The organism is Cupriavidus neocaledonicus (genome assembly GCF_000372525.1).
Taxonomy (GTDB): Bacteria; Pseudomonadota; Gammaproteobacteria; order Burkholderiales; family Burkholderiaceae; genus Cupriavidus; species Cupriavidus neocaledonicus.
Genome location: NZ_AQUR01000103.1, coordinates 102,147 through 119,465, shown reverse-complemented (window position 1 = coordinate 119,465; position 17,319 = coordinate 102,147). Strand labels below are relative to the sequence as shown.

At 68.8% G+C, this 17,319-nt stretch carries 13 protein-coding genes and 2 pseudogenes; 12 read left to right on the top strand and 3 right to left on the bottom strand.

Translation table 11 applies throughout. The features are described from left to right. The first annotated feature begins 7 nt into the window (after positions 1–7). From A3AG_RS0121860 to A3AG_RS34845, 4 genes and pseudogenes are all read left to right on the top strand, one after another. On the top strand, positions 8–1,006 hold the full coding sequence (locus A3AG_RS0121860) for an FAD binding domain-containing protein (RefSeq protein ID WP_018007489.1): 999 nt from the start codon (positions 8–10) through the stop codon (positions 1,004–1,006). Further along, positions 1,003–3,210, top strand: a complete 2,208-nt coding sequence (locus A3AG_RS0121855) for a xanthine dehydrogenase family protein molybdopterin-binding subunit (protein WP_018007488.1) — start codon at positions 1,003–1,005, stop codon at positions 3,208–3,210. The genes A3AG_RS0121860 and A3AG_RS0121855 overlap by 4 nt, the downstream gene beginning before the upstream one ends. A 92-nt stretch (positions 3,211–3,302) precedes the next feature. Next, positions 3,303–4,175: a MipA/OmpV family protein gene (locus A3AG_RS0121850; protein ID WP_051073554.1), complete on the top strand. Its 873-nt coding sequence runs from the start codon at positions 3,303–3,305 to the stop codon at positions 4,173–4,175. A 58-nt stretch (positions 4,176–4,233) separates the two neighbouring features. Further along, positions 4,234–4,335: pseudogene (locus A3AG_RS34845) on the top strand (tripartite tricarboxylate transporter substrate binding protein); the annotation flags it as partial. Between the two features lie 49 nt (positions 4,336–4,384). Here the strand turns inward: A3AG_RS34845 and A3AG_RS31860 are convergent. After that, a pseudogene (locus A3AG_RS31860) lies at positions 4,385–6,608 on the bottom strand (TonB-dependent receptor). Positions 6,609–6,855: 247 nt separating this feature from the next. Here A3AG_RS31860 and A3AG_RS0121835 point away from each other — a divergent pair. After that, positions 6,856–7,458, top strand: coding sequence for a cysteine hydrolase family protein (locus A3AG_RS0121835; RefSeq protein WP_018007486.1), 603 nt, complete (start codon positions 6,856–6,858; stop codon positions 7,456–7,458). A 60-nt stretch (positions 7,459–7,518) separates the two neighbouring features. Continuing rightward, positions 7,519–7,893, top strand: a complete 375-nt coding sequence (locus A3AG_RS0121830; RefSeq protein ID WP_018007485.1) for a VOC family protein — start codon at positions 7,519–7,521, stop codon at positions 7,891–7,893. A 27-nt stretch (positions 7,894–7,920) separates the two neighbouring features. Here the strand turns inward: A3AG_RS0121830 and A3AG_RS0121825 are convergent, their stop codons facing one another. Then, a complete protein-coding gene (locus A3AG_RS0121825; RefSeq protein ID WP_018007484.1) occupies positions 7,921–8,763 on the bottom strand; it encodes a universal stress protein in 843 nt (280 codons plus the stop codon). A gap of 386 nt (positions 8,764–9,149) precedes the next feature. Between A3AG_RS0121825 and A3AG_RS0121820 the strand changes: the two genes are divergently transcribed. Genes A3AG_RS0121820 through A3AG_RS0121810 form a run of 3 tightly spaced genes read left to right on the top strand, consistent with a single transcriptional unit; the run spans position 9,150 to position 11,981 of the window. Further along, positions 9,150–9,605 (top strand): universal stress protein, encoded by a 456-nt coding sequence (locus tag A3AG_RS0121820; protein WP_018007483.1) that lies wholly within the window; start codon positions 9,150–9,152, stop codon positions 9,603–9,605. 19 nt (positions 9,606–9,624) lie between these two features. After that, complete coding sequence (locus A3AG_RS0121815; protein ID WP_018007482.1) at positions 9,625–10,638, top strand: zinc-dependent alcohol dehydrogenase family protein; 1,014 nt, start codon at positions 9,625–9,627, stop codon at positions 10,636–10,638. 20 nt (positions 10,639–10,658) lie between these two features. After that, positions 10,659–11,981, top strand: coding sequence for a phosphoribosyltransferase (locus A3AG_RS0121810; protein ID WP_018007481.1), 1,323 nt, complete (start codon positions 10,659–10,661; stop codon positions 11,979–11,981). Positions 11,982–12,226: 245 nt separating this feature from the next. Here the strand turns inward: A3AG_RS0121810 and A3AG_RS0121805 are convergent, their stop codons facing one another. After that, positions 12,227–13,150, bottom strand: a complete 924-nt coding sequence (locus A3AG_RS0121805) for a LysR family transcriptional regulator (protein WP_018007480.1) — start codon at positions 13,148–13,150, stop codon at positions 12,227–12,229. Positions 13,151–13,291: 141 nt separating this feature from the next. Here A3AG_RS0121805 and A3AG_RS0121800 point away from each other — a divergent pair, with 141 nt between their 5' ends. The 3 genes from A3AG_RS0121800 (at position 13,292) to pyk (ending at position 17,240) form a co-directional block, all read left to right on the top strand. Then, the gene (locus A3AG_RS0121800; RefSeq protein WP_018007479.1) at positions 13,292–14,380 is read left to right on the top strand and encodes a tartrate dehydrogenase; all 1,089 of its coding nucleotides are present in this window, start codon (positions 13,292–13,294) and stop codon (positions 14,378–14,380) included. Positions 14,381–14,537: 157 nt separating this feature from the next. Beyond that, positions 14,538–15,809, top strand: coding sequence for a glycerate kinase type-2 family protein (locus A3AG_RS0121795; protein ID WP_026164382.1), 1,272 nt, complete (start codon positions 14,538–14,540; stop codon positions 15,807–15,809). A gap of 12 nt (positions 15,810–15,821) precedes the next feature. Continuing rightward, positions 15,822–17,240: a pyruvate kinase gene (gene pyk, locus A3AG_RS0121790; protein WP_018007477.1), complete on the top strand. Its 1,419-nt coding sequence runs from the start codon at positions 15,822–15,824 to the stop codon at positions 17,238–17,240. The last annotated feature ends 79 nt before the right edge of the window (positions 17,241–17,319 follow it).

The window sequence follows — 17,319 nt, the reverse complement described above, 5'->3', positions numbered from 1 at the left end:
GCTGGCTATGAATTCTTTCGCTTACGAACGGCCGGGCTCGGTCGAAGAGGCCATGCGCCTGGGAAGCCAGCCCGGCGCGCGCTATGTGGCGGGCGGCACCAACCTGCTCGACCTGGTCAAGGCCGGCGTGGAAGCGCCGCGGCTGCTGGTCGATGTCAGCCGCCTGCCGCTCGACCAGGTCACGGCGCTGCCCGACGGCGGCCTGCGCGTGGGCGCGATGGCCAGCAACACCGATGCGGCCAACCACGCGCTGGTGCGCGAACGCTATCCGCTGCTGGCGCAGGCGCTGCTGTCGGGGGCGTCCGGACAGTTGCGCAATATGGCCACGGTGGGCGGCAACCTGCTGCAGCGCACCCGCTGCCATTACTTCTATGACCTGGGCTTCCCGGCCTGCAACAAGCGCCAGCCCGGCTCGGGCTGCGGCGCGCGCGACGGCATCAATCGCATCCATGCCATCCTCGGCGCCAGCGAGCATTGCATCGCCGTGCATCCGTCCGACATGTGCGTGGCGCTGGCCGCGCTCGAGGCCGTGATCGTGGTGCGCGCCACCACCGGCGAGCGCCGCATCCCGATCGGCGACTTCCATCGCCTGCCCGGCGACACCCCGCAATGCGACACCATGCTCGCGCCCGGCGAGCTGATCGTCGCCATCGACCTGCCACCCTCGCCCTACGCCGCCCATGCGCACTACCTGAAGGTGCGCGACCGCTCCAGCTTTGCCTTCGCCCTGGTGTCGGTCGCCGCGGCGCTCGAACTCGACGGCAAGCTCGTGCGCAGCGCCCGGCTGGCGCTGGGCGGCGTGGCGCACAAGCCCTGGCGCGTGCCCGCGGCGGAACGCGCCCTGGCGGGCCGGCCGCTAAGTGCGCACAGCGCGGCCGACGCCGCGCGATTGCTGCTCGACGGCGCGCACCCGTATGCGCACAACGCGTTCAAGATCGGCCTGGCGCAGCGCGCCGTCGCCCTGGCGCTGAAGGTTGCCAGCGGCCCGCAAGGAGCTTCGGCATGAGCATAACCGGCACTCCGCTCGACCGCGTCGACGGCATCCCGAAGGTCACCGGCCGCGCCCGCTACACCGCCGACCACACCCTGCCGGGACTGGTCCATGCGGTGATGGTGACCAGCGCCATCGCGCGCGGCGAGATCGTCGCCATCGACACCGCCGCGTGCGAACGGATGCCGGGCGTGCGGCTGGTGCTGACGCCGTTCAACGCGCCGCACCTGCCCCGGGGCGGCAAGGCGGCCGCGGACATCCCCACCGCCGGCCATGTCATGAGCCTGCTGCAGGACACCGCGGTCCACTACAACAACCAGCCCATCGCGGTGGTGGTGGCCGATACGCTCGAGCAGGCCCGCGACGCCGCGCACTGCCTGCCGGTGCAATACCGACAGGCCGATGCCACGCTGGACTTCGCGCAGGCGCGTGCGCGGGCCCGCAAGCCTGACGAGGACGAAGACGCCGACAGCCGCCGCGGCGACCCCGATGCGGGCCTGCGCGGCGCCGCGGCCGTCATCGACGCGGTCTACACGACGCCGATGGAAAGCCACAGCCCGATGGAGCCGCACGCCACCCTCGCCGCATGGGACGGCGACCAGCTGACCCTGTACGACGCGACGCAATACGTCAGCGGCGTGCGCAAGGCGGTCGCCGCCGCGTTCGGCATCGCTGCCGACAAGGTGCGCGTGATCTGCCCCTATGTTGGCGGCGGCTTCGGCTGCAAGGGCTCGGTATGGTCGCACGTGGTGCTGGCCGCGATGGGGGCGCGGCAGGTCAGCCGTCCGGTCAGGCTGGTGGTGGAGCGGACCCAGATGTTCGGCCCGGTGGGCGGGCGTCCGCTGACCGAGCAGCATGTGGTCGCCGCCGCGGCGGCGGATGGCACGCTGCACGCGCTACGCCATGACGTGAGCGCATGCACTTCGGCGATCGAGGAATGGCTCGAATCCGCCGCGCTGATCACGCGCCGGCTCTACGCCTGCGCCAACGTGCAGACCAGCCACCGGCTGGTCGAGCTGGACATCGGCACGCCCACCTTCATGCGCGCGCCGGGCGAAGCCCCGGGCAGCTTTGCGCTGGAGTGCGCGCTCGACGAACTGGCGCAGCGGCTGGGCCTCGACCCGGTCGCGCTGCGCCTGCGCAACCACGCCGACACCGATCCGGACAAGCAGTTGCCGTTCTCGAGCAAGTCGCTGCGCGAATGCTATCGCGACGCCGCCGAGCGCTTCGGCTGGGCCCGCCGCGATCCCGCCCCACGCTCGATGCACGCCGACGGCAAGCTGGTGGGACTGGGCATGGCCACCGCCACCTATCCCACCTACCGCTCGCCCGCCAGCGCGCTGGTGCGCCTGCTGCCGGACGGCACGGCGCTGGTGCGCACGGGCTCGCAGGACCTTGGCACCGGCACCTATACGGTGATGACGCAGGTCGCCGCCGATGCGCTGGGCCTGCCGCCAGCACAAGTCCGCCTTGAACTGGGCGACACGGCCTTCCCCGAGGCGCCGGTGTCGGGCGGCTCGCAGTCCGTGGCCAGCGTCGCGCCCGCCGTGCAGCAGGCGGCCGAGGCGGCACGGCAGCGCCTGATCCGCCAGGCCGTGGCCGATACCGCCTCGCCGCTGGCTGGCGCGCCGGTGGAGGACGTCGAGATCGTCGATGGCTGGCTGCAGTGCCGCTCGGATCCGGCGCGGCGCGAACCCGCCTGCGCGCCGATCCGGCGCGCAGGCGGCCGTGCGCTCGAAGCCCGCGCCACCACCAAGCCCGGCAAGGAGCGCCAGGCGTATTCCATGCACGCCTTCGGCGCCGTCTTTGCCGAAGTCCGCGTCGACCCGGAGCTGGGCGAAATCCGCGTCCACCGCGTCGTTGCCAGCTACGGCGCCGGCCGGCTGCTGAACCGCAAGACCGCGCACAGCCAGCTGATGGGCGGCATCGTCTGGGGCATCGGCATGGCGCTGCACGAGAAGACTGAGCTGGACCTGGCCACCGGGCGCGTCGCCAATGCCAACCTGGCCGAGTACCACGTGCCGGTCAATGCCGACATCGGCGCCATCGAGGTCACGGTGGTGGACGAGGACGATCCGCATATCAACGCGCTCGGCACCAAGGGCATCGGCGAGATCGGCATCGTCGGCGTGGCCGCGGCCATTGCCAATGCCGTGTACCACGCCACCGGCCGGCGCGTGCGCGAGTTGCCGATCACGCTGGACAAGCTGCTGGACTGAACGCCCGGCACTCATCGCCGGGCCGCGCCAGTGGTTGCGCAGGCGGCGATCCGGTGGAAAGATGTCGCCCACGGGCCCTGCGCCCGCTATTCATGGAGGCTGCCGTGACCGAGCGAATTCCACCGCGCACTTCCTCGTGCATCGCCCTGCTGCTGGCCGCCGGCGCGCTGCTGGGCGCCGGCGGGGCCAGCGCCCAGACGCCGGCACCGCTGGCCGAATGGCAGTTCTCCGCCGGCATTCCGCTGCAGAAGCTGTTCCAGGACGACATCCCCGACTGGCAGGTCCGGCTTGGCGCCGCCGCCATGCTGCGGCCGCGCTACGACGGTTCGTCCGAGTACATCGTGATCGGCGGTCCCAGCATCGATATCCGCTACCGCGACCTGGCCTTTGCCTCGATCGGCGAAGGGCTGGGCGTGAACCTGCTGCGCGGCAGGAACTGGCGCGCCGGCATCGCCCTCACCTACAACCTGGGCCGGCGCGGGCAGGAAGACTCGCCCCATTTGGACGGCATGGGCAATATCAATCCGGCGCCGGAAGGCAAGCTGTTCGCCGAATACGCGGTGTCGAAGGAGTTTCCGCTGGTGCTGCGCATCGACGCACGCCGCAGCCTGGGCGGCAGCGACGGCTGGATCGGCGACATCGGCGCCTATATGCCGCTGCCCGGCAGCTCGGAGAAATTCTTCTGGTTCGCCGGTCCCACCGTCACGCTGGCCGACTCGCGCTACATGAATGCCTGGTACGGCGTCAGCGCGGCGCAGGCGCGCGCCGGCCGGCCCCAATACCACGCGCGCGGCGGGATCAAGTCATACGGCTTCGGCGTAACCTCGGTGTGGTACTTCGCCAAACACTGGTTTGCCAGCTCAGACGTGGCCGTGTCGCAGCTGACGGGCGATGCGGCCGACAGCCCGATCACGCGCAAGCGCACCAACGCGGTGTTCGACCTGTCGGTCAACTACGAATTCTGACGATCGGCGCGCAGCCAGCCTGGTTCGGCTATCGCACATTGGACGTGGTTCGGCCGCCGTTCCGGTGCGCGGGACGCCCGGGGAATTGCGCAAGCTGATCGAGCGCGATACGAAGCGGTACGCGCAGATCGTCAAGGCGGGCAAGATCACGCTCGATTAAGGCCGCGGGCTGGCGGACCGCAAGCGCCGCCAGCCACGCCGGGCCGCGCTTACCAGCGGTGCTGGTACATCGCCGTCAGCGTGATGCCCGGTGCCGGCAGCCGGCTGGTGTTGTTGCTGTTGCGCAGCAGCTGGCTGTACAGCGGGTAGTAGTTGCGGTTGAACAGGTTCTCGATGCCGACCGTGATGGTGTCCTTGCGCGTCAGTTCATAGCGGCTGATCAGGTCCACGGTGGTATAGCTGCTGACCTCGCGCCGGCCGAAGCTGTTCTGCCCGTTGAGCCGGTAATCGCGGCTGGCGTAGTAGCTCAGCTGCACGCGGTTGCTCCACTGGCTCACGGGCCGGAACTGCAGGTAGGCCGTGAGCTTGAGCGGCGGAATTCGGTACCCGGTCATGTCCTGGAAGGACGCGCTGCCTTGCGGCCGTTCGCGTCCGTTGATCCAGGTGATGGTGCCGCCCGCGCCCCAGCGCTCGTCGTCCGAACGGTAGTCGGCGGCCGCTTCCACGCCCGCGATGCGCTCCTCGGTGCGGGTCAGGATCAGGCCGTTGTTGAAGCTCTGCACGTCGCCAAGCTTGGACGTGGTGTAGAACAGCGCCACGCTCGCCAGCGTATTGCCCAGCGCGCCGCGCCAGCCCACCTCATAGTTGTTGGTCTTGACCGGATCCAGGCTGGACGAATTGATATCGAAGCCGGCGCGCGCATTGCGGATCTGCAGGCCGATGTCCGGCAGCTGGAAGCCCTGGCTGAACGAGGCATAGAACTCCTGGCCCTTGACCGGCGCATAGGCCGCGCCCAGGTTGAACAGCCAGGCGCCATAGTCGACCGTGCCGCCCTTGACCGTGGCCGGATTGCTGACGCGCGATTGCGACAGCGGCACGAAGTCATCGAAGCTGGCGCTGGCGCGCTCGTAGCGCAGGCCGCCCTCGGCCGACCACTGCTCGCTGAACTTGTGCTGCAGCTGGCCGAAGATGCCGCCACTGCGCGTGGTCAGCGGCGGCATATAGGTGGCCGTGCCGATGCGGTTGAAGACCAGCCCGCCACTGCTGTCGTAGGCGCGCGGGTCGAACAGGTCCAGCGGCATGTCGCTGCGCTCCTGGTTGTAGTCGGCGCCCCACAGCAGCTTGGTGGCCTTGGCCTGGCCCAGCGGCGTGCTGATGGTCAGGCGCCCGCCGAAGACGTCGCTGTTCTGGCTGATCTGGTCGACATTGCCGCCGCGCGTGGCCACCGCGCGCGCATCGAAGGGCGGGAAACGCGTGAAATAGTCGCGGTAGTAGAACTGGCTCGATACCGTGCTGCCGAACAGGTCCTGGTGCTGGTAGTCCAGGTTGACCACGGTATTGCGCAGCTCGTTCTGGTTCTCCAGCTGCAGGCCGCGAATGGCGCGCGCGGCGGTGGAGCCGGCCGGTGCCCGGGCGACCGACGGATCGGAGGCATAGTCGGTGTTCTGCTTCGCCTGGTAGCGGCTGACGCTCAGCTGCAGCCGCTGCTGGCCGTCGATGCGCCAGCCCAGCTTGCCGCTCAGGTTGTAGACGTTGGCATCGAAGAGATCGCCCTGGCTGGGCTCCGGCGCAATGCGGTGGCCTTCGGCATCGTAGGGGCTGCCGATGCGCTGCGCGCCCAGGTGGAAGGCATAGTCGATCGGGCCCTGGCTGCCGGAAAAATGCTGCTGCACGTTGGCGCTCAGCCCTTCCTTGCTCAGGCGTGTCAGCGGCGTGCCCAGCGTCACCGTGGTATCCGCGCTCGGCGGCCCGCCGGCCTGGCGCGTGGTGATCGAGATGATGCCGCCGCTGGCGCCCGCCCCGTAGAGCGCGCTGCTGCCGCGCAGCACCTCGATGCTCGATATTGCTGGGATCGATGGTGGCCAGGTTGCGCGCCGAATCGCGGTTGGTGTTCAGCGGGATGCCGTCGACCAGCACCAGCGCACTGCGCCCGCGCAGCGTCTGGCCGAAATCCGTCACCGTGCGGCTCGAATCGGCCATGCCCGGAATGACCTTGCTCAGCATGGTGGCAAGGTTGGTCGAACCCGTGCGCAGCTCGTCCAGTTCCTCGCGCTCGATCACCGTGACCTGCCGCATCGGGTTGACCAGGTCGCTCTTGATACGGTCGACCCGCACCTCCACGGCATTCAGGCTGCCCGCTTCCACCGATGCGGCCGAGGCCTGGGCCTGGGCGGCGGAGACAAGCGGCAGCGTGCCAGCGATGGCACAGATCAGCAGGGACAGCGGGCGGGGACGAAGAGCGAAGCGGATAGAGGTGACCGGAACGGATGGCATGGTGGCAGCAGGCGCTCGCGCGAGGGCTTTAATGATTTGTAACAAAAACCGGAAATGATAATGATTCCTGATTGTGTCAGCAAGCGCGGATGTGGCCCTGCTTATGTTTGACATGGCATATGGCAGCTCGGAACGCGACCGGAACCTGCCCCGATTGCCGTGATAGAGTCGGTCTTCATTCTGTAGCCAGCCTTGTCGCCATCCATCGATGCGTGGATCAGGCGATCCGGCCCGCCGCCCACCTCGCATGGAAAACCACGCCGGTACGCACAGCATGACCGTCACGATCCCGCCTGTCGTCCCATCGCAAACCGCTCTGGTAGTCATGCACTACCAGACCGACATCCTGAACCTCTTCCCCTGCGTCGCCCCCACCTTGCTAGCCAATACGCGCAAGCTGTGCGACGCCGCGCGTTCGCGGGGTGTCGGCGTCTATTTCGCCAAGATCCATTTCAGCCCGGGCTATCCGGAAGTCAGCCCGTTGAACCGCAATGGGCAGGGCATCAAGCGCCTGGGGCTGTTCGTCGACGACCAGGTCTCGCCCGAACTTGGGCGGCGGGACAGTGAACCGCTGGTCATCGCCCATCGCGCCAGCGTGTTCTTTGGTACCGACCTGCAGGTACGACTGTCCGCGCAGGGCATCGATACCCTGCTGATGGTGGGCATTGCCTCGACCGGCGTGGTGCTGTCGTCGGTGGCGTATGCGAGCGATGCGGATTTCCGCCTGTTCACGGTCAAGGATTGCTGCTACGACCCCGACCAGGTCGTGCACGACCATCTGTTTGCCACGGCGTTCGATTCGCGCACCACGGTGCTGTCGCTCGCTGACGCCTTGGCACTGCTTGGCTGAGAGTCACCGTCCTCCGGCAGCAGGCGCAACGCGGGCACACAAAACGACTGAGGAGAACCCATGTTTGACCACGTCAAATTCGGCGTCAGCGACTATGCAGCAAGCAAGGCATTTTTCCTCAAGGCGCTGGAGCCGCTCGGTCTGGCGGTGGTCGCGGAGGGGCCGCCGGCCTACGGTGTCGAGCTCAGCGGAAAGGGCAAGGCGTCGTTGTGCCTGTTCCAGACCGACGAGAAGCCCGCGCACCTGCACCTCGCGTTTACCGCCGAGAGCCGGCAGCAGGTCGACGCCTTCCACCGCGCGGCGCTATCCGCGGGGGCCACGGACAATGGCGGACCAGGGCTGCGTCCGCACTACCACGCCAACTACTATGCGGCGTTCGTCATCGGACCTGACGAGCACAATATCGAGGTGGTCTGCCACGCGCCCGACGCGTAAGCCGATTGCAGGCCGGCTCATGCCGGCCTAATGCGACATGAACACCGGCAAGGCCGACTGCCGCAGCAAGACACGGGTGGTTCCGCCCAGCACCAGTTCGCGCAGCCGCGAGCGACCATAGCCGCCGGCGACCAGGAGGTCCGCGTGGATCTCGCTGGCCAGTGCGGGCAACACGTGGTCCGGGTCGCCCTCGCGGGCCAGTACTGCCGCATCAATGCCATGCGCGAGCAGCCAGGCGGTCAGCCGGTCCGCGCTGGCAACGAAACCGTCTGCCTCGGCGTCGGCGTCGCGCTTGCCGGCGCTGACGATCAGCACCGAGACGGTACTGGCATGCACCAGCCAGGGCAGTGCGTCGGCTACCGCCCGCGCGGCCTCGCGGCCGCCGTTCCAGGCGATGGCGATATGGCCGCCAATGCGCGGGACCGGATCGCCGGGTACCAGCAGGATGGGCCGGCCGGCGTTGAGCATCGCATACTCGGCAACCCCGGCCAGCAGGCCCGGCACATCGGCCGGCGCGGAGGGGGGTGCCGGCAGCACGAGATCGGCGAAGCGTCCCTCGTCGGCCAGCGCCCAGCCGGATTCCGCCGTGACCACGACGTGCCGCGTGGCAATGCCGGGCGACACCTGCCGCGCGAGCGTGTCGAGTGCGTTCCTGTGCGCGTCTGCCAGGGCCTGCATATGGCTGGCGGAGAGCGCGGCGTATTGCCCGGCTCCCTCGCCTGCGCCGCGGAAGGGTTCCAGGTGCGTCCCCGTTGCGGTCAGGCCGACCACGGTGCCGCCGGACCTTGCGGCAAGGTGTGCCGCGGTTTCAATGCGCGCGGACCGGGCAGCGTCTTCGCTGAGGTCGACCAGGATAGTCCTGAAGTCCATGATGGTTTCCGATCTTCGGTTCGTCTGAGCGGCCAGGCGGCGCGCAATGGTGCTTGCGGCGATCGTCGGCGCCACTCGGGGCGCAAACGTGCCCGTGCATCGCTGGCCGCAATCCGGCAACGCTGTCGCCAGCCATGCCCGGCATCCCGGTCCGCTACAGGACAGTCTAGGCAGCCGCGCGCGGCCGCGCTCGACGCAGATCAACAGGCCGGCTGTGCAGCCCCAAAGTCTCGTCACCATCACCCCACTGCTGGACGGGATCAAAGAGGAGGCGGCCGTGCCGCTTCAGATTGATGCACGTCAAACGCGCGGCCACGCCGGCATCTACGCTGGATGCAACGCCTCGCAACCGTCGGTTCCGCACATTTCCCACCAGGAGACTCATCATGTACAAGCGCATCCTGCTCGCCGTCGATGGCAGCCGCTCCTCGGACCTAGCCCTGAGCCAGGCCATCATCATCGCCAAGGCGACCGGCGCCGAGGTCAAGGCTCTGTTCGTAGCGGACGACACCGATGTCTTCTTCGAAGCCAGCTACTTCAACCCGAAAGAACTGGTCGACAGCATCATCGCGCATGGCCGCAAGGCACTGGATGCGGCCTCCGTCAGGCTCAGCGAGGCAGGCGTGCCGAACCTGGTGCAGCTGGATGAAAAGCCGGTGGCACCGGGCAAGATCTCATCGACCATTGTGGCCGACGCCGATGCCTGGAACGCCGACCTGATCGTGCTCGGCACGCACGGCCGCCGCGGGGTACGGCGCCTGCTGATGGGCAGCGTGTCGGAAGGCGTGCTGGCCAGGACGACCAAGCCGGTGCTGCTGGTCCGCAGCGAAGTCGAAGGCTAGCCCTGCGCGACCCTACCCCATGCCAGGCCCAACCATGCGAGCGATGGTCTTCGAAGGCGCCGGCTTGCCGCTGCGCCTTTGTCAGCTGCCGGTGCCGGAACCCGGCCCCGGCGAGGTCCGCATCGCCGTGACGGCCTGCGGCGTATGCCGGACCGACCTGCATATAGTCGATGGCGACCTGCGCCATCCCAAGCCGGCACTCATTCCGGGGCATGAAATCGTCGGGCAGGTCGATGCCTGCGGCGCCGGCGTCAGCGCCTTCCAGCCGGGTGACCGCGTCGGCGTGCCGTGGCTGGGACATGCATGCGGCGCGTGCCGCTATTGCCTGCGTCATCGCGAGAACCTGTGCAGCGCGCCGCTCTTCACCGGTTATACCCGCGATGGCGGCTATGCCGAGTATGCGATCGCCGACAGCGCCTTCTGCTTCCGCATCCCACCGGCCTACGACGACGAACACGCCGCGCCACTGCTGTGTGCCGGGCTGATCGGCTACCGCACCCTGCGCATGGCTGGCGCAGCAGGCCATGCGCGCCGCATCGGCATCTACGGCTTCGGCGCCGCCGCCCACCTGGTGACGCAGATCGCCGTGGCGCAAGGCCGCGAAGTCTACGCCTTCACCCGCGCCGGCGATACAGGCGCCCAGCAACTCGCCTTCCAGACCGGCGCGTGCTGGGCCGGCTCGAGCGAACTGCAGTCGCCCGTGCCGCTGGACGCCGCCCTGATTTTCGCTCCGGTGGGCGCACTGATTCCCAGAGCGCTGCGCGCCGTGGACAAGGGTGGCGTGGTTGTCTGCGGCGGGATTCACATGAGCGATATCCCGGGCATGCCTTACGAACTGCTCTGGGAAGAACGACGTCTCTGTTCCGTCGCCAACCTTACGCGCGCCGATGGCCAGGCGTTAATGGATATTGCCGCCCGCATTCCGCTGCAGACGCACACTACCGCCTATCCGCTGGAGCAAGCCAACGAGGCGCTGGCCGCACTGCGCGAGGGCCGCCTTGCCGGCGCCGCGGTGCTGAACCTATGTCAATAGATCGCCGGCAGGGCTTATCGATGAGCCGATACCAGACTCGTTTCCAGACGCGCGAACATGCCGGCGCGGAACTGGCCTCGGCGTTGCGTCCCTATCGCGGAACCGGCGCGCTGGTGCTGGCGATTCCACGCGGCGGCGTGCCGGTCGGACGCGTGGTGGCCGACGCCCTGGGCGCTGACTTCGACCTGGTGATGGCGCGCCGGATCGATGCGGGCGTGGCGCTGGACGGCACGGGCAAGGCCTGGCATACCAACGGCGCGCAGGCGAGCAGCGGCGCCGGCAGCCTGCGCGGCGCCCACTTCGACCAGCTGTGCCGGCAGCGCGCGGTCTATACACCGGTTCGCAAGCCGGCGGACCCGGGCGGGCGCGTGGTGATCGTCGTCGACGACGGCCTGGTGAGCGGCGCGACGATGCACGCCGCGCTGGCCAGCCTGCGCAAGCGGCACCCCGCGCGCCTGATATGCGCCCTGCCGATCGCCACCAGGGCCGGGCTGGACCAGCTCCGGGCGCTGGCCGATGAAATCGTCTGCCTCGATACGCCTGACCGCATCGAAAGCCTGGCGCACTTCTATCACGAGTTCCAGCTGGTCAGTGATGACCGGGTCCGGCAGCTGACCAGCATGGCATCCGCGCCAGCCCCGCGCCGCGCCGGGCGCGATGCGGTGGCAAGCGTGCCCGCGCTGAGCAAGGCCATGCTGATTCCCTGCGGCACAACCCGTCTGCGGGCCATGCTCGAATGCGCGCCCAACCCCATCGGCGTCGCGGTAATGGTGCATGCCGGTGGCGCGCAGCGGCGCGCCGCCCGTAGCCAATACCTGGCACGCAAGCTGCGCGCGAAAGGACTCGCGACGATGCTGGTCGACCTGAAGCCCGATAGCCGCAGCGACGACGCGCCGCCATCGGACGTCGATGAACTGGCGGCAAGGCTGGTTCGGACCCTGAGCTTCCTGCGTGCCGGCACCCCCTTCGCCGGCCTGCCCGTCGGCTTGCTCAGCGCCGGTACCGCCGCGGCGGCAGCCCTGCGCGCGGCCGTGGACAGCGCAGCACGACCTGGCGCCGTCGCCTGCGTGGCAGGTCGAACCGACCTCGCGGGCGACGCGGCCCTGCGGCGGCTCGAGACGCCTGCCTTGCTGATCTGCGCAAGCGGCAATCCGGAGAGCATCCGGATCAATCATCTTGCCTTCGAACAGATGCATTGCCCCCGGCAACTGAGGCTGGTGCCGGCCAGCGGATGCGGCTTCGACGATCGCAAGGCCCTGGAGGAGGTCGCGACGCTCACCGCCGACTGGTTCGAGCTGAACCTGGCGCAGCCATCGCGCCCGTGCCTGGGCTACAGCGGATGACAATGGCTTTCGGATGACGCCAGGTCGCGGCGCAAGGATGCCCGGCCTTTTGCGACGTAGCGCCGCGCTTGCGCTTGCAGTAGCCGGGATACTCCGGCGGACGCAGTGTGTCTGCCAACCCCTGCGCTTCATTGCGCGTGGCTGGCGATCCATTACCGCGAACGCTTGCGTAGCGCGACGATGCTCTCCTCGATCGCACGCACGGACGCATTCTATCGACCCGTTCGCGTGCCAGGCACACCGCCCTACTGACCGAATGCCGCGAACTTGTCGGCCAGGAACTCCACGAACAGCCGGATCCGCGACGACAGCTGATGCCGCTGTTGGTAAACGGCATAGATGTTCGCTTCCGGCGTCGCGTACTGCGGCAGCACCTGTACCAGCCTGCCGCTGCGCAGGTAGCGGTCGACATCCCATTCGGCGCGCAGCACGATGCCGTGCCCTTCCAGCGCCCAGTTGACCGCGATCTCGCCATCGTTGGTGGTCAGGTTACCGCGCACGCGGACCGCCTCGGTGCGCGCCCTGGCTCCCTTGACTGGGGTGAGTCGCCAGACGCCGTAGGCATCGCTGCCCTGGCGGATGCCGATGCAGTTATGGCGCGGCAGGTCCGACGGCGCCTGGGGGGTGCCGTGCCTGCGCAGGTAAGCCGGCGACGCCACCAGCAAGCGCCGGTTCGGCGCCAGCTTGCGCGCCACGATGCGGGCGTCCGGCGGCTCGCCGAAGCGCACGCAAACGTCGAACGCGTCCTCTGTCAGCGGCGGCGGGTCGGCTGACAACTGCAGTTGCACATCGACCTCGGGATACATGCGGCTGTAGTCCGAGATAACCGGCGCCACGTGCATGCGCCCGAAACCGAGCGTGGCGTTGACGCGCAGCAGCCCGCTGGGCCGTCCCTTGGCGCTGGTCAGCAATTGCTCCAGGTCGTCCAGCTCGCCCAGGATACGGCGCGCGTGCTCGAGCAGCACCTCGCCCTCCGGGGTCAGGCTCATGCGCCGCGTGGTGCGGATCACCAGCGGCATGCCGATGCGCGCCTCCATCTGCCCCAGCCGCTTGCTGACCGCCGCCGTGGTGATACCGAGGTCGCGTGCCGCGGCGCTCAGGCTGCCGGCCGTCGCCAGCGCGGCGAAGAAGCCCAGCTCCGAGGGCTGGATCGCACTAGTGGCCGCCATGTCTCACCTTCAACCCCAAGTTAATAATGGTTTAACTTTAGCCCCGATCCAACACCTCGTCCACCTACCAGAATCCCTCCAACGCTCACGGCGGCGATGCCGGGCACCCAACGGATTTCCAGAACTGACAGGAGACGAACGATGAAGACGTACAAGATTGCAACCATCCCCGGTGACGGCATCGGCAAGGAGGTCGTACCCGCCGGCCGCGAGGTCATGGAAGCGCTGGCCGCCCATGGCGCCGGCTTTCGTTTCGAATTCGAGAACTTCGACTGGGGTGGCGACTACTACCGCCGGCACGGCGTGATGATGCCGGCGGATGGCCTGGACGCACTGCGTGACAAGGACGCCATCCTGTTCGGCTCGGCCGGCGACAACCAGATCCCCGACCACATCACGCTGTGGGGCCTGCGCCTGAACATCTGCCAGGGCTTCGACCAGTACGCCAACGTGCGCCCGACCCGCATCCTGCCCGGCATCGATGGCCCGCTCAAGCGCTGCGCGCCGGAAGACCTGAACTGGGTGATCGTGCGCGAGAACTCGGAAGGCGAATACTCCGGCGTCGGCGGCCGCGTGCACCAGGGCCATCCGATCGAGGCCGCCACCGATGTCTCGATGATGACGCGGGTCGGGGTCGAGCGCATCCTGCGCTTCGCGTTCAGGCTGGCCCAGTCGCGTCCGCGCAAGCTGCTGACGGTGATCACCAAGTCCAACGCGCAGCGCCATGCCATGGTCATGTGGGACGAAGTCGCGGTGCAGGTGGCGAAGGACTTTCCCGATGTCACCTGGGACAAGGAACTCGTCGACGCCGCCACCGCGCGCATGGTGAACCGTCCCGCGACGCTCGATACCATCGTCGCCACCAACCTGCACGCCGACATCCTCAGCGACCTGGCCGCCGCGCTGGCCGGCAGCCTCGGCATCGCGCCCACCGGCAACATCGACCCGGAGCGCCGCTATCCGTCGATGTTCGAACCGATCCACGGTTCCGCCTTCGACATCATGGGCAAGGGCCTGGCCAACCCCGTCGGCACGTTCTGGTCGGTGGTCATGCTGCTGGAACACCTGGGCGAGCACGCCGCCGCGCAACGCGTGATGGCGGCAATCGAAGCCGTGACCGCCAATCCGGCGCTGCATACCGGCGACCTGGGCGGCCAGGCCAGGACGGTTGACGTGACCCGGGCCGTGTGCGACTTGCTGGCGGCAAGCAGTCAGCCCAAGGCCGCGTAAGGGGTCCCGCCCGGCGGCCTTGCCGCCTGCCTTTCCCGCAGCCCCCTGGCGCCCCGGTTCCGGCCGGGCCGCCGGCAGGCGCGCCGCTGCATCGATCGCAGAGCGAATGCCGCGCTGCCGATGCTCACCCCGGACCGACGCATCGACGCCAATGACGATGACCCTCCCTACACCAGCCGCCTCGGCCCTGTTGCGCCGCATGTTCGACGCCGCCGTCGCCGCCGCGCAGCCAGCGCGGGTCATGGCGCACCATTTGCCCGAACGCCCGCCGGGCCGCACCATCGTGATCGGTGCCGGCAAGGCATCGGCAGCCATGGCGCAGGCTTTCGAAGCCGCCTGGCCGTGGGCGCTGGAGGGTCTCGTCGTCACGCGCTACGGCCATGCCGTGCCGTGCGAGCGCATCGAGGTGGTGGAAGCCGCGCATCCGGTGCCGGACACCGCCGGGCATGACGCCGCGCGGCGCATGCTGGAGCGGGTGTCCGGCCTGACCGGGGACGACCTGGTGGTCAGCCTGGTCTCGGGCGGCGGGTCGGCGCTGCTGCCGCTGCCGCTGGCGGGCCTCTCGCTCGAAGACAAGCAGGCCGTCAATCATGCGCTGCTCAGGTCCGGGGCCACGATCGCGGAGATGAACTGCGTCCGGCGCCACCTGTCGGCGATCAAGGGCGGGCGCCTGGCCGCGGCCTGCTACCCCGCGCGGGTGTGCAACCTGCTGTTGTCCGACGTGCCGGGCGATGACCCCATCGACATCGCCTCGGGTCCCACCGTGCCGGATCCCACCACCTGCCAGGACGCGCTCGATATCGTTCGCCGCTACGGCCTGGCGGTGCCCGCGCACGTCATGCGCGTGCTGGAGCACGAAGTCGCTGAAACCATCAAGCCCGGCGATGCGCGGCTGCCGCGCATCGACACCACCTTGATCGCCACGCCCCGCATGGCCCTGGAGGCGGCTGCCGCCGTCGCGCGCGAGGCGGGATTCCGCGTGTACCTGCTGGGCGATGCCATCGAGGGCGAGGCGCGCGATGTCGGGCTGGTACTCGGCTCGCTTGCCCTCGAATCGGCCCACCACCAGCTCTTTCCCGCCCCGTGCGTGCTGTTGTCCGGCGGCGAGACCACCGTCACCGTGCGGGGCACGGGACGAGGCGGCCGCAACGTCGAATTCCTGCTCGCGCTCGCGCTGGCACTGCGTGGCGACGGCCGCATCCATGCGCTGGCGGGCGACACCGATGGGGTCGACGGCCAGGAACAGATTGCCGGCGCCATGGTGACGCCCGATACCCTGCAGCGCGCCTGGGCCTTGGGCCTGCGCGCGCAGGACGCCCTCGCGAACAACGACGGGCACGGCTTTTTCGAAGCACTGGGCGATGCCGTCATCACCGGCCCGACCCTTACCAACGTCAATGATTTCCGCGCGATCCTGATCGCACCCTGATGGAGCATCACCATGAGACGCCTTCGCAATGCGAAGATCGTGGCCACGCTGGGGCCCGCCAGCACCTCGGCCGGGATCATCGAAGCCCTGTTCGACGCCGGCGCCGATGTGTTCCGCCTGAACTTCAGCCACGGCAGCCACGATGACCACCGCCAGCGGCTCGACACGATCCGGGCCATCGAGCGGGAACGTGGCCGCCCGATCGGCGTGCTGCTGGATCTGCAGGGCCCCAAGCTGCGCATCGGCACGTTTGCCGAGGGCCCGGTCCGGCTGGCGGCGCAGGCCCCGTTTCGCCTCGACCTGGACCACGACCTGCCCGGCTCCGCTACGCGCGTGAGCCTGCCCCATGCGGAGATTTTCGCCGCGCTGCGCGAAGGCACCGAACTGCTGCTCGACGACGGCAAGATCCGCCTGCGCGTGGACCGTTGCGGCAGCGACTTCGCCGACACCACGGTCGTCGATGGCGGCACGCTGTCCGACCGCAAGGGCGTCAACGTGCCCGGCGTGGTGCTGCCGCTCTCGGCCATGACCGACAAGGACCGCCGCGATCTGGAATTTGGCCTGGCGCTCGGCGTGGACTGGATTGCACTGTCATTCGTGCAGCGCCCCGAAGACATCCGCGAGATCAAGGCGGTCGTGCAGGACCGCGCCGGCATCGTCGCCAAGCTGGAAAAGCCGGCCGCGATCCACAGCCTGGATGCCATCGTCGCCGAAGCCGACGCGGTGATGGTGGCACGGGGCGATCTCGGCGTGGAAATGCCGGCCGAGCAAGTGCCGTCGCTGCAGAAGCAGATCGTGCGCGCCTGCCGCAAGGCGGGCAAGCCGGTCATCGTGGCCACGCAGATGCTGGAGTCGATGATCGCCGCCCCGGTACCCACGCGCGCGGAAGCCTCCGACGTTGCGACGGCCATCTACGACGGCGCCGATGCGGTGATGCTTTCCGCCGAATCGGCCTCGGGCCGGTACCCGGTCGAGGCCGTGAAGATGATGAACGGCATCATCACGCGCACCGAATCCGACCCGCTCTACCACGAGGCGATCCAGGCCTCGCACACGCCGCCGCGCGCCGAGGCGGCCGACGCCATCGGCTACGCCGTGCGCCATGTGGCGGGTCTGCTCGGGGTGCCGGCGACGGTCGCCTACACCAGCTCGGGCTATTCCGCGCTGCGCATGGCGCGCGAACGCCCCGAGGTGCCGATCCTGGGCATGACGCCGCGCATGGCCACCGCCCGCCGGCTGGCGCTGGCGTGGGGCGTTCACGCGGTGCTGTGCCATGAAGTCGTCGACGTGCTCGAAATGACGGAACTGGCAAGCCGTACCGTGCTCAAGGAATGCTTTGGCGAACGCGGCCAGTCGATCGTGATTTCGGCCGGGTTGCCGTTCACCGTGGCCGGCACCACCAACCTGCTGCGCATTGCGCAAGTTCAGTGAGGGACGCGCCATGCCAGTGATCCACCCGGCGCGCCGCTACGGGAGCGCCGCTTCACGCGGCAATCGTGCCGTGGCCGCC